13 protein-coding genes are annotated in these 12577 nt (G+C 62.8%); 8 read left to right on the top strand and 5 right to left on the bottom strand.

What is annotated here, in order from left to right; translation table 11 throughout:
• The first annotated feature begins 244 nt into the window (after positions 1-244).
• Together ACIPZ8_RS07825 and ACIPZ8_RS07820 are read left to right on the top strand one after the other, a co-directional pair.
• Positions 245-454, top strand: coding sequence for a cold-shock protein (locus ACIPZ8_RS07825; RefSeq protein ID WP_016392187.1), 210 nt, complete (start codon positions 245-247; stop codon positions 452-454).
• Positions 455-545: 91 nt separating this feature from the next.
• Complete coding sequence (locus ACIPZ8_RS07820; protein ID WP_400721168.1) at positions 546-1034, top strand: RDD family protein; 489 nt, start codon at positions 546-548, stop codon at positions 1032-1034.
• A gap of 48 nt (positions 1035-1082) precedes the next feature.
• Here ACIPZ8_RS07820 and lptG read toward each other — a convergent pair whose 3' ends face one another.
• Complete coding sequence (gene lptG, locus ACIPZ8_RS07815; RefSeq protein WP_400721166.1) at positions 1083-2144, bottom strand: LPS export ABC transporter permease LptG; 1062 nt, start codon at positions 2142-2144, stop codon at positions 1083-1085.
• On the bottom strand, positions 2137-3252 hold the full coding sequence (gene lptF, locus ACIPZ8_RS07810) for an LPS export ABC transporter permease LptF (protein ID WP_400721164.1): 1116 nt from the start codon (positions 3250-3252) through the stop codon (positions 2137-2139). The genes lptG and lptF overlap by 8 nt, the downstream gene beginning before the upstream one ends.
• A gap of 289 nt (positions 3253-3541) precedes the next feature.
• Between lptF and ACIPZ8_RS07805 the strand changes: the two genes are divergently transcribed.
• The 5 genes from ACIPZ8_RS07805 to rlmF all read left to right on the top strand — a co-directional run bounded on the left by ACIPZ8_RS07805 (position 3542) and on the right by rlmF (position 9998).
• Positions 3542-5035, top strand: coding sequence for a leucyl aminopeptidase (locus tag ACIPZ8_RS07805; protein WP_400721163.1), 1494 nt, complete (start codon positions 3542-3544; stop codon positions 5033-5035).
• A 50-nt stretch (positions 5036-5085) separates the two neighbouring features.
• Positions 5086-5514, top strand: a complete 429-nt coding sequence (locus tag ACIPZ8_RS07800; RefSeq protein ID WP_400721160.1) for a DNA polymerase III subunit chi — start codon at positions 5086-5088, stop codon at positions 5512-5514.
• 5 nt (positions 5515-5519) lie between these two features.
• Positions 5520-5891: a DNA polymerase III subunit chi gene (locus tag ACIPZ8_RS07795; RefSeq protein WP_400721157.1), complete on the top strand. Its 372-nt coding sequence runs from the start codon at positions 5520-5522 to the stop codon at positions 5889-5891.
• Between the two features lie 146 nt (positions 5892-6037).
• Positions 6038-8884 (top strand): valine--tRNA ligase, encoded by a 2847-nt coding sequence (locus ACIPZ8_RS07790; RefSeq protein ID WP_400721154.1) that lies wholly within the window; start codon positions 6038-6040, stop codon positions 8882-8884.
• Positions 8885-9047: 163 nt separating this feature from the next.
• Positions 9048-9998, top strand: a complete 951-nt coding sequence (rlmF, locus tag ACIPZ8_RS07785) for a 23S rRNA (adenine(1618)-N(6))-methyltransferase RlmF (RefSeq protein ID WP_400721151.1) — start codon at positions 9048-9050, stop codon at positions 9996-9998.
• Between the two features lie 51 nt (positions 9999-10049).
• Here rlmF and ACIPZ8_RS07780 read toward each other — a convergent pair whose 3' ends face one another.
• Positions 10050-10331, bottom strand: coding sequence for an HU family DNA-binding protein (locus ACIPZ8_RS07780; protein WP_027920195.1), 282 nt, complete (start codon positions 10329-10331; stop codon positions 10050-10052).
• Positions 10332-10723: 392 nt separating this feature from the next.
• Between ACIPZ8_RS07780 and yejK the strand changes: the two genes are divergently transcribed.
• A complete protein-coding gene (gene yejK / locus ACIPZ8_RS07775; RefSeq protein ID WP_060511262.1) occupies positions 10724-11731 on the top strand; it encodes a nucleoid-associated protein YejK in 1008 nt (335 codons plus the stop codon).
• On the opposite strand, the gene ACIPZ8_RS07770 is transcribed toward yejK, so the two are convergent.
• On the bottom strand, positions 11732-12025 hold the full coding sequence (locus ACIPZ8_RS07770) for a GIY-YIG nuclease family protein (RefSeq protein ID WP_400721147.1): 294 nt from the start codon (positions 12023-12025) through the stop codon (positions 11732-11734).
• Positions 12026-12043: 18 nt separating this feature from the next.
• Positions 12044-12514: a nuclear transport factor 2 family protein gene (locus ACIPZ8_RS07765; protein ID WP_400721144.1), complete on the bottom strand. Its 471-nt coding sequence runs from the start codon at positions 12512-12514 to the stop codon at positions 12044-12046.
• Between the last annotated feature and the right edge of the window lie 63 nt (positions 12515-12577).

Raw genomic sequence — 12577 nt, 5'->3', positions numbered from 1 at the left:
GTTATCGGCAAAACGCCGATTTTCTATACGACCAAGGGCTTGTTTTTTTCTCGGGAGTTGGCGTAGAGTCACTGCACTGTGTTTGCATGGGTCGCAACAGTTCGTGACCTGGGCCAGTAGCCGAGATTTGCTACAACCCGTTCGACGTCTCTTACTTTCCTGCAACCCAGCCCAGTAATCTTTCACTCATATATAACGTGAAAGAAACTGTCATCAAAATTCAAGCTTCATAGGAAATAAGACAATGGCTGAGCGTCAGAACGGTACCGTCAAGTGGTTCAATGACGAAAAAGGTTACGGCTTCATCACCCCAGAAAGCGGTCCGGATCTGTTCGTGCACTTCCGTGCCATCGAAGGCAACGGCTTCAAGAGCCTGAAAGAAGGCCAGAAGGTCACCTTCGAAGCAGTCCAAGGCCAGAAAGGCATGCAGGCTGACAAAGTCCAGCCTGTCTAAGTACAAGCCAGACTCCTAAAAAGCCCCTGCCATGTGCAGGGGTTTTTTTTTGCCCGTAGAATAGCGGCTTCGCCATTCGGAGCTGTTCTGCATGTCCAAGCCTCTGCTCTCCCCCCAGGGTGATTTCCCACCGGTCGGCCTGGGCCGACGCCTGGCGGCGATGTTCTACGACTGCCTGCTGTGCACGGCGCTGCTGATCGTCACCGCCGGGGCCTATAAGCTGATCCAGATGGCGATCATCGGCGAAGCCCGCATGCGTGAACTGACCGAGGCCGGCGCGCTGGATGGCGACCCGCTGCTCTCGACCGTTCTGCTGTTTGCCCTGTTCGGCTTCTTTGCCAAGTTCTGGACCCATGGCGGTCAGACTCTGGGCATGCAGGTGTGGGGCGTGCGCGTACAGAACGCCGATGGCAGCGCGATCAGCCTGTGGCAGGCACTGCTGCGCTTCGTGGTGTCGATTGCCTCCTGGCTGTGCCTGGGCCTTGGGTTCTTCTGGTCACTGATCGACAAGCGCAAGCGCGGGTGGCACGACATCTATTCGGAAACCCAGCTGGTGCGGGTGCCGAAGCAGAAAAAGTAGGCACAAAAAAACCGACCCTTGGGTCGGTTTTTTCAACTGTTCAAGCCATCAACCCGCCCGGCGCAACAACCACACGCCAGCCAAGGCACAGATGCCTGCCGGTATCACCACCGCCAGCAGCGGCGGGAAACCGAACACCTGGCTCGACGGGCCCAGCAGGTCCTGGCCGATGCGGAACGCGAAACCCACCAGCACGCCGGTGAACACGCGCTGGCCGAGGGTAACCGAACGCAGCGGGCCGAAGATGAAGGAAATCGCCATCAGCACCAGTGCCGCGGTCACTATCGGTTGCATCACCTTGGTCCAGAACGCCAGCCAGTAGCGGGCGTTGTTCAGGCCCTGTTCGGACAGGTAGTGGATGTAGTCCCACAGCCCGGTGATCGACAACGACTCGGGGGCCATGATCACGGTATTGAGCAGTTGCGGCGTCAGCGATACATCCCAGAGTTCGGTCGGTGCCTTCACCACTTCGGTGCGGTCACCGTGGAAGTAGGTGGTGCTGATATCGCTGAGCGTCCAGTGATCGTCGATGTACTGGGCACGACGGGCAAAGCTTGAGGTCTGGATCTTGCGCTCGTTGTCGAAGCGGTAGCGCGTCACGCCCAGTAGCAGGCCATTGGGCTGCACCGAGTTGATGTGCACGAATTCCTCGCCCTGGCGGTGCCACATGCCATGCCTGGAACTTTGCGCCTCACCCCCACCTTGCGCCAGGGAGCGGTCTGCCTGGGCCTTGTTCTCGGTCACCGGGGCGACATATTCACCGATCAGCAGGCCGACCAGCATCAGCACCAGCATCGGCTTCATCACCGCCCAGACGATACGGCCGATGGAGACACCAGCGGCGCGCATGATGGTCAGTTCACTGTTGCTGGCCAGGCTGCCGAGGCCGATCAGGCAGCCGATCAGTGCCGCCATCGGCAGCATTTCGTACAGACGCCGAGGTGCCGTCAGCAGGACGAAATTGCCCGCGTCCAGCAAGGTGTAGGTGTCGCTCAGTTCACCCATCTCGTCGATGAAGGCGAACAGCGAGGCCAGGCCAAGGATGATCCCCAGCACGGCCAGAATGGCCAGCAGCACGCTCATGCCGATGTAGCGGTCGAGCTTAGCCATGGGCCACCTCCGCGCGACGGGCAGCCATTTTCAGGCGCAGCGGTTCCCAATACATCAGGGCCAGGCCGATCAGCAGGAACAGGCCATGCACCCACCAGATGCCCAGGCCAATCGGCAATTTGCCCTTCTCCAGGGCGCCGCGTACGGAAATCAGCATTGTCAGGTAAGCCATGTACAGAAGAATCGCCGGCAGCAGCTTGAGGAAACGGCCCTGGCGCGGGTTGACCCTGGCCAGCGGCACTGCCATCAAAGTCACGATGAATACCAGAATCGGCAGCGACAGGCGCCATTGCAGCTCGGCACGCTCGCGCAGGTCGGTCTTGCCGAACAGCTCCATGGTCGGGATCGCTTCGCGATCGGTCACGTCCTCGGCGACTTCCGGCTTTGGCAGCAATACACCATAGGTGTCGTACTTGATGGCACGGTAATCGGCCTGGCCCGGGTTACCGTCGTAGCGGTAGCCGTTTTCCAGCACCAGGTAGCGATTGCCATCGGCCTGTATTTCCTGATGGCCTCTTTCGGCGACCAGCACCGAAGGCGCACGGTCCTTGGTCTTGTCCTGGTTGAAGCGCTTCTCGGAAATGAACACCCCGGCCAGCTTGACGCGGTCGTCCGACAGCTGCTCGGTGTAGGTGACCCGTGAACCGTCGCGCAGGGTCTGGAAGCGACCCGGCACCAAGGTGTCGAATTCGGTCATGGCATCCTGCTGGGCGACGATCTTCTGCACCTGGGCAACGCCCAGTGGCGACAGGCTCAGGCTCAGCCAGGCCACCAGCAGGGCGACCAGCGCCGCTGGCGCCATGGTCAGGCCCAGCAGACGCTGCTGGCTCATGCCGGTCGCCGACAGAACGGTCATTTCGCTTTCCAGGTACAGCCGGCCGTATGCCAGGAGAATACCGAGGAACAGGCCCAGCGGCAGAATCAGCTGCAGGAACCCTGGCATGCGAAAGCCCATGATCAGGAACAGCACCCCTGGGTCGAGGATGCCTTGGGCCGCCTGGGCCAGGTACTTGATGAAGCGCCCGCTCATGATGATCACCAGCAGCACGGCGCTGACGGCGCTCAAGGTCACCAGGACCTCGCGGGACAGATAACGAAAGACGATCAAACCAGACACTCCTGGGTTGTCAGGGGCGGACTGCCAAACATTGGCCTGTGACAGCCAGGACCAAAGCCGGTTCGCCAACGGCGAACCTCCATATGAAGTGCGCGCATTATCCTGTGATTGGCCGCGCCTGTCACTTGGCCGCGCATGAAGGCCCACATCGGGCTTGTCATCACGCTTGCCAGAGGCTCAAACTGGCAGCTTTTCCACTGGCACGCGGCAACGCGGCCAGGCCCGTCCAGAGCGCGAAATCGCATAGCGCCAACTGCATAGATCATTCGGGGACCCTGACATGGAACTGGTTGTAAAAAGCGTAGCCGCTGCATCCGTAAAAACCGCCACTCTGGTCGTACCGGTCGGTGAAGGGCGCAAGCTCGGTACCGTTGCCAAGGCCATCGACCAAGCCAGCGAAGGCGCCATCAGCGCGGTGCTCAAACGCGGCGACCTGGCCGGCAAGCCTGGCCAGACCCTGTTGCTGCAAAGCCTGCCGGGCCTGAAGGCCGAGCGCGTGCTGTTGGTCGGCAGCGGCAAGGACGAAGCCCTCGGTGACCGCGCCTGGCGCAAGCTGGTCGCCAGCGTGGCCGGTGTGCTCAAAGGCCTGAGCGGCAGCGATGCCGTGCTGGCGCTGGACGACATCGCGGTCAGCAACCGCGACGCCCATTACGGCAAATACCGCCTGCTGGCCGAGACCCTGCTCGACGCTGAATACGTGTTCGACCGCTTCAAGAGCCAGAAGGCCGAACCGCGCGCCCTGAAGAAGGTCACCCTGCTGGCCGACAAGGCCGGCGTGGCCGAGGTCGAGCGTGCCGTCAAGCATGCCAGCGCCATCGCCTCCGGCATGGCCTTCACCCGCGACCTGGGCAACCTGCCGCCCAACCTGTGCCACCCAAGCTACCTGGCCGAGCAAGCCAAGGAACTGGGCAAGGCCCACAAGGGCCTGAAGGTCGAAGTGCTGGACGAGAAGAAGATCAAGGACCTGGGCATGGGCGCGTTCTACGCCGTGGGCCAGGGCAGCGACCAGCCGCCACGCCTGATCGTGCTCAATTACCAGGGCGGCAAGAAGGCCGACAAGCCGTTCGTGCTGGTGGGCAAGGGCATCACCTTCGACACCGGCGGCATCAGCCTCAAGCCAGGCGCCGGCATGGATGAAATGAAGTACGACATGTGCGGCGCCGCCAGCGTGTTCGGCACCCTGCGCGCGGTCCTCGAGCTGCAACTGCCGATCAACCTGGTGTGCCTGCTGGCCTGTGCCGAGAACATGCCGAGCGGCGGCGCCACCCGCCCGGGCGACATCGTCACCACCATGAGTGGCCAGACCGTCGAAATCCTCAACACCGACGCCGAAGGCCGCCTGGTGCTGTGCGACACCCTGACCTACGCCGAACGCTTCAAGCCACAGGCAGTGATCGACATCGCCACCCTGACCGGCGCCTGCATCGTCGCCCTGGGCAGCCACACCTCGGGCCTGATGGGCAACAACGACGAGCTGGTCGGCCAACTGCTCGATGCCGGCAAGCGTGCCGACGACCGTGCCTGGCAGCTGCCGCTGTTCGACGAATACCAGGAGCAACTGGACAGCCCGTTCGCCGACATGGGCAACATCGGTGGGCCGAAGGCCGGCACCATCACCGCCGGCTGCTTCCTGTCGCGCTTCGCCAAGGCTTACAACTGGGCGCACATGGACATCGCCGGCACGGCCTGGATCAGTGGCGGCAAGGACAAGGGCGCTACCGGTCGCCCGGTCCCACTGCTGACCCAGTACCTGCTGGACCGCGCCGGCGCCTGATGCCGTGATGCTGGCGGCGCCCCAGGCGCCGCCGGCTGGCAGACCACACCATGAGCAAAGTCGATTTCTATATCCTGCCCACCGACTCGCTGTCGGCGCGGCTGGACTTCGCCTGCAAGCTGTGCGAGAAGGCCTGGCGCCTCGGCCACCGGGTCTACCTGCACTGCCAGGACGCCGAGCAGCGTGCCGAGCTGGATGAGCGCCTGTGGCGCTTCAAGGGCGAGGCCTTCGTGCCCCATGACCTGGCTGAGGTGCACGCGCAGGCCTCAGTGGCCCTGGGCCTGGGGGACGATGCCGGCGAGCACCGCGACCTGCTGATCAACCTGGGGGCCGGTGTACCCGGGTTCGTCGGCCAGTTCGAGCGGGTTGCCGAGATCGTTGTCGAGGAGTCCGGCATTCGCCAATCGGCCCGCGAGCGGTTCCGTTTCTACCGTGAACAGGGCTATGCTCTGCAAGACCACCGCTTACAGCGACTTTAACGACGATGGACAAGCCTTCCGCCCTACCCGATTCCGCCCATCTGCTGGATGATCTGGAATCGATTCGCCAACTGCTCGGCGATGCCGACCTGCAGCCGCCGCTGCTGACCGAAACGGTCGAGCAGATTCCCCTGTTGCTCGACCTGCCTGCCGGTAACGCGGCGCCTGCGCCTGAAGCCGAGCCCGCGGCAGCCGAGCCCGAGGATGATCCGCAGACCCGCCGCCAGGACACCCTGCTGCACCTGGAGAGCGAGTTGCGCGCTGCGGCGCAAATGATCATGCAGGACGTGATCAACGACTTCACCCCGCATATCGAGAACGAGATCAAGCGCCGGCTGGATGCGCGGATCGAGCGGTTGATCAAGCGTTCCGAGTAAACCCTGAGGGCGCTTTGCGCCCTTTTCGCGACACAAGGCCGCTCCTACAGGAAATCACGGTCTTCTGTCCGCTCCTGTCGCCTAAACCCTGTGCCTTCGTTATACTTTTCGGCTTTCCCGAATAAATGCACAGGGTCCCGCCGCGCATGGATAAGACCTACCAGCCGCACGCCATCGAAACTTCCTGGTACAACACCTGGGAGTCCGAAAACTATTTCGCTCCACAAGGTGCAGGTGAGTCCTACACCATCATGATCCCGCCACCGAACGTGACGGGCAGCCTGCACATGGGCCACGGCTTCAACAACGCGATCATGGACGCCCTGATCCGTTTCCGCCGCATGCAAGGCCGCGACACCCTGTGGCAGCCAGGTACCGACCACGCCGGTATCGCCACGCAGATGCTGGTCGAGCGCCAGCTCGAGGCCAAGGGCCAGAACCGTCACGACCTGGGTCGTGAGAAGTTCCTGGAGAAGGTCTGGGAGTGGAAGGATCAATCGGGTGGCAACATCAGCCGCCAGATCCGCCGCCTGGGCTCGTCGGTCGACTGGAGCCGCGAGCGCTTCACCATGGACGACGGCCTCTCCGAGGCGGTCAAGGAAGCCTTCGTGCGCCTGCACGAGGACGGCCTGATCTACCGCGGCAAGCGCCTGGTCAACTGGGATACCAAGCTGCACACGGCCATTTCCGACCTCGAAGTGGAGAACCACGACGAGAAGGGCCACCTGTGGAACCTGCGCTACCCGCTGGCCGACGGCGCCAAGACCGCCGAGGGCAAGGACTACCTGGTGGTCGCCACCACCCGTCCGGAAACCCTGCTGGGTGACGCCGCCGTTGCCGTCAACCCGACCGACGAGCGCTACCAGGCGCTGATCGGCAAGTTCGTCGAACTGCCGCTGGTCGGCCGCCGCATCCCGATCATCGCCGACGACTACTGCGACCCGGAATTCGGCACCGGCTGCGTGAAGATCACCCCGGCGCACGACTTCAACGACTACGAAGTCGGCAAGCGCCACAACCTGCCGTTGCTGAACATCTTCGACAAGAACGCCCTGGTGCTGTCCGCCGCCCAGGCCTTCAACCTCGACGGCAGCGTCAACGAGCAATTCGACACCTCCCTGCCAGCCCAGTACGCCGGCCTCGACCGTTTCGTCGCGCGCAAGCAGATCGTTGCCGATCTGGACGCCCAGGGCTTGCTGGTGAGCATCGACGACCACGCCCTGAAAGTGCCGAAAGGCGACCGTTCGGGCACTGTCATCGAGCCATGGCTGACCGACCAGTGGTACGTCTCCACCAAGCCGCTGGCAGAACCTGCCATCGAAGCCGTGGAAGATGGCCGCATCCAGTTCGTGCCCAAGCAGTACGAGAACATGTACTTCTCCTGGATGCGTGACATCCAGGACTGGTGCATCAGCCGCCAGTTGTGGTGGGGCCACCGCATCCCGGCCTGGTACGACGAGGCCGGCCAGGTCTATGTCGGCCGCAATGAAGAAGAAGTCCGCGCCAAGCACAAGCTCGGCAGCGAAGTGAACCTGCGCCAGGACGACGACGTGCTCGACACCTGGTTCAGCTCGGGCCTGTGGACCTTCTCCACCCTGGGCTGGCCGGAGCAGACCGAATTCCTGAAGAAGTTCCACTCCACCGACGTGCTGGTGACCGGCTTCGACATCATCTTCTTCTGGGTTGCGCGCATGATCATGCTGACCATGCACCTGATCAAGAACGAAGACGGCACCCCGCAGGTTCCGTTCAAGACCGTGTACGTGCACGGCCTGGTGCGTGATGGCCAGGGCCAGAAGATGTCCAAGTCCAAGGGCAACGTGCTCGACCCGCTGGACATCGTCGACGGCATCACCCTCGACGCCCTGCTGGAAAAACGCACCAGCGGCATGATGCAGCCCAAGCTTGCCGAGAAGATCGCCAAGCAGACCAAGGCCGAGTTCCCGGAAGGTATCGCCAGCTACGGCACCGACGCCCTGCGCTTCACCTTCTGCTCGCTGGCGTCCACCGGCCGCGACATCAAGTTCGACATGGGCCGCGTCGAAGGCTACCGCAACTTCTGCAACAAGATCTGGAACGCCGCCCGCTATGTGCTGGACAAGGGCGAGGACTGCGGCCAGAACGGCGAAGCCTACGAACTGTCGCTGGCCGACCGCTGGATCATCTCGCAACTGCAGCGCACCGAAGCCGAAGTGACCCGCCAGCTCGAGCAGTTCCGCTTCGACCTGGCCAGCCAGGCGCTGTACGAGTTCATCTGGAACCAGTACTGCGACTGGTACCTGGAGCTGTCCAAGCCGGTGCTGTGGGACGAGAACGCTCCGGTCGAGCGCGCCCGCGGCACCCGTCGCACCCTGGTGCGCGTGCTGGAAGTGGCGCTGCGCCTGGCGCACCCGTTCATGCCGTTCATCACCGAAGAAATCTGGCAGCGCATCGCGCCGCTGGCCGGCATCGAAGGCAAGACCATCATGCTGCAGCCGTGGCCGGTGGCCAATGAAAGCCGCATCGATGCCGCCGCCGAAGGTGATATCGAGTGGCTGAAAGAGCTGATGGTCGGCCTGCGCAACATCCGCGCCGAGATGAACATCGGCCCGGGCAAGCCGCTGCCGCTGTTCCTGAAGAACGCCAACGCCGACGACCAGCGTCGCCTGCAGGAAAACGAAGCCCTGCTGAAGAAGCTGGCCAAGGTCGAGTCGTTCACCGTGCTTGGCGATGCCGACGAAGCACCGCTGTCGGCCACCGCCCTGGTAGGCGACTTGCAAGTGCTGGTGCCAATGGCCGGCCTGATCGACAAGGACGCCGAACTGGCGCGCCTGAGCAAGGAAATCCAGCGCCTGCAGGGTGAAGTCCAGCGCGTGGGTGGCAAGCTGTCCAACGCCGCCTTCGTCGACAAGGCACCGCCTGCGGTGATCGAGAAGGAACGCGCCAAGCTGGCCGAGTCCGAGCAGGCCCTGGCCAACTTCACCGAGCAGCACGCGCGGATTGCAGCGCTGTAACAACCTGATAGACCGCTGGGGCCGCGTTGCGGCCCTTTCGCGACACAAGGCCGCTCCTACAGGGACGGCGCCGGTTTGAGAGGCGCCGCTATCCTGTAGGAGCGGCCTTGTGTCGCGAATGGGCTGCAAAGCAGCCCCACGGCCTGCAACACCGGATCCGATCATGACCGACAAACCCACCCTGCACCTGCGCAACCGCCACCAGGGTCGTTACGACTTCCCCAGCCTGATCAAGGCCCACCCTGATCTGGCCCGCTTCACCATCACCAACCCCCACGGCAAACCCAGCATCGACTTCGCCAACCCCGAAGCCGTGCGCGTGTTCAACCGTGCCCTGCTCAAGGCGCAATACGGCATCCAGCACTGGGACATCCCTGCCGACTACCTGTGCCCGCCAATCCCCGGCCGCGCCGACTACATCCACGTGGCCGCCGACCTGCTGGCCGAGGACAATGCCAGCGAAGTGCCCAAGGGCGCCCAGGTCCGTGCACTGGATATCGGCGTAGGCGCCAACTGCATCTACCCACTGCTTGGCCATAGCGATTACCGTTGGCGCTTCCTCGGCTCGGACATCGACCCGGTGGCGCTGGCCTCGGCCAAGGCGATCGTCCAGGCCAACGGCCTGAGCAAGGGCATCAGCCTGCGTCAGCAAGCCAATCGCAAGCATATCCTCAGCGGCCTGCTGCAAGCGGATGAGCGTTTCGATCTGACCCTGTGCAACCCGCCCTTCCATGCCTCGCGCGAGGAAGCCACCCGTGGCAGCCAGCGCAAGTGGAAGAACCTCGGCAAGCAAGACCCCAAGCGCAAGCTGCCGGTGCTCAATTTCGGCGGGCAGAACAATGAGCTTTGGTGCGAGGGCGGCGAGATCCGCTTCGTCACCCAGCTGGTCGAGGAGAGCGTGCAGTACGCGCAACAGGTGCTGTGGTTCACCAGCCTGGTGTCCAAGGCCAGCAACCTGCCTGGCATCGAGGCGGCGCTGAAGAAGGCCGGTGCCAAGGCGGTGCGCATCGCCGAGATGGGCCAGGGCCAGAAGCAGAGCCGCATGGTCGCCTGGAGCTTCCACGACGACATCGCACGCCAGGCCTGGAACGCCCGGCGCAAATCGCAGGCATGAAAAAACCGCGCCCGGGCAAGCCGGGCGCGGTTTCGTCAGTGCGTCAACAGATTACTTGTTGACAGCGTCGGTCAGGCCTTTGGCCGGAACGAACTTGACGACTTTCTTGGCAGCGATTTCGATGGCAGCGCCAGTCGAAGGGTTGCGGCCGGTGCGGGCAGGACGCTCGGAGACTTTCAGCTTGCCGATGCCTGGCAGGGTGATTTCAGCGCCGTTTTCCAGTTGGTCGGCAACGATCTGGCCCAGTTGCTCCAGTGCGTTACGAGCGGTGGTTTTTGGCGCGTCGATGGCTTCAGCGATATCGGCAATCAGTTGGTCTTTGGTCAATGCCATGGTGGTGTTCCTTCCCTATCTAAATCAGTGGTTATGCAGCGTTCTACGACGTTATCGGGCCAGCCCCTGATGATGGAGGGCCGCGCCAATCGCGAATGTAGATGCGCAAATCGGCGTTTGGTTCGACACGGCATGAGCACGCTGCCAGCAATGCGCCACACACGGGGCGCAAGACCGCGCAAAGCTACCACAGGAATGGATAAATATCCGCTACCCGCTTCGATTTAGTGCAGGTTTTTCGGGGGTTTCAGCCGAAAACCGACAAATTTGAACAAAAAACGAACAACTGGCATTTCTGCCAACATCCGGCCACTGCGGCGCCTGTTGTCTGGGGTAAACTGGACGACTTTTGCAGCGCGGCCTGTGGCCGCCCCAGACTCACCGAGAATTCCATGCCAATCCGTCATTGCATCGTTCACCTGATCGACAAGAAGCCCGATGGCAGCCCCGCCGTGCTGCATGCACGGGATACCGAGCTGGGCGCCTCCGACGCCATCGAAAACCTGCTGGCCGACCTCAACGACAGCTACAACGCCAAGCAAGGCAAGGCCTGGGGCTTCTTCCACGGCGAATCCGGTGCCTACCCACTGAGTGGCTGGCTGAAGCAGTACCTGGAAGACGAGAAAGACTTCGCCGCCTTCAGCCGGGTAGCGGTCGAGCACCTGCAGAAGCTGATGGAAGAGTCCAACCTCTCCACCGGCGGCCACATCCTCTTCGCCCACTACCAGCAAGGCATGACCGACTACCTGGCCATCGCCCTGCTGCACCACAGCGAAGGCGTGGCGGTGAACGCCGAGCTGGACGTGACGCCATCGCGCCACCTCGACCTCGGCCAGTTGCACCTGGCGGCGCGCATCAACCTCTCGGAGTGGAAGAACAACCAGAACTCCAAGCAGTACATCTCGTTCATCAAGGGCAAGAACGGCAAGAAGGTCTCGGACTACTTCCGTGACTTCATCGGCTGCCAGGAAGGCGTCGACGGCCCGGGCGAGACGCGCACCCTGCTCAAGGCCTTCAGCGACTTCGTCGAAAGCGAGGACCTGCCGGAAGAGGCAGCACGCGAGAAGACCCAGACCCTGGTCGAGTACGCCACCACCCAGACCAAGCTGGGTGAACCGGTGACCCTGGAAGAACTGTCGAGCCTGATCGACGAGGACCGCCCGAAGGCGTTCTACGACCATATCCGCAACAAGGACTACGGCCTGTCGCCAGAAATCCCCGCAGACAAACGCACCCTCAACCAGTTCCGCCGCTTCACCGGGCGCGCCGAAGGTTTGTCGATCAGCTTCGAAGCGCACCTGCTGGGTGACAAGGTGGAGTATGACGAGGCCGCGGGCACCCTGATCATCAAAGGCTTGCCGACCACGCTGGTGGATCAGCTCAAGCGCCGCAAGGACTGATCAGACGGCCACATAGGAGGCGACCAGCGCCTCCTTGGCCGACTTGCGCAACTTTTTCACCAGGCGCTCCTGGCGCAGCGCCTCGCCCTTGTCCGGCCACTGCTCGACATAGACCAGCGCCTGTGCCGGGCTGGTCTTGAAATAACGGGCGCCCTGCCCCTTCTGATGGGCAGTGAAACGCCGCTGCGGGTCATCGCTGATACCGCAGTACAGCGAGCCATTGGCAGCCCGTACCAGGTACACGTACCACGGTTTGCACAGCGGGGTTTCGGCGACTTCGTTGACGATGCTCATGGCCGACAGCTTAACCGCTCAATGCGCTTGCTGGAACGCTCGCAGCCCTTTGAAAGCCTGCTGGCGCACCTTGTTCTGCAGCATCGGCGACCACCCCAGCAACAAACCTGGCGTGCCCAGCGCCTGACGCGACCAGCGCCACAGGTCGAAGCTGTCGTCATGCTGGCAGATCAGGTTGTCACGGATGACGAATCGCGCCTGGATATCGTTGACCACGGTCCGGCCGGTCTGGCTGAACAGGTAGGTTGCAACCCAGTGCGCGCAGCCGCTGCGCGGATCGGCACGGACTTGGTCGAAGGTCAGCGAGAAATCCTTGGCGCGGGTGGTCAGCATGCGCCACATGTCACCCACGTCGCGGCCGCGCAGGGTGCCGAACACCGGGTCGCTGAAAACGATATCGTCGCTGTAGCAGGCCACCATGGCCTCGGCATCCAGGCGCTGGAAAGCTTGGTAGAAGCGCGTGATCAGGTCGCGGTTGGCGTCGGTCATGGAAGCAGATCCGTCCTGGGAGTGGGAAGCTGCACGATAATCTGCCCCGCCGGCATATGCCAG

Origin of the sequence: Pseudomonas sp. NPDC089422 (genome assembly GCF_044749405.1) — a bacterium.
Classification (GTDB): Bacteria; Pseudomonadota; Gammaproteobacteria; order Pseudomonadales; family Pseudomonadaceae; genus Aquipseudomonas.
Note: the sequence above shows the minus strand (reverse complement) of the source record. Positions and strands in the feature narration are given on the sequence as shown.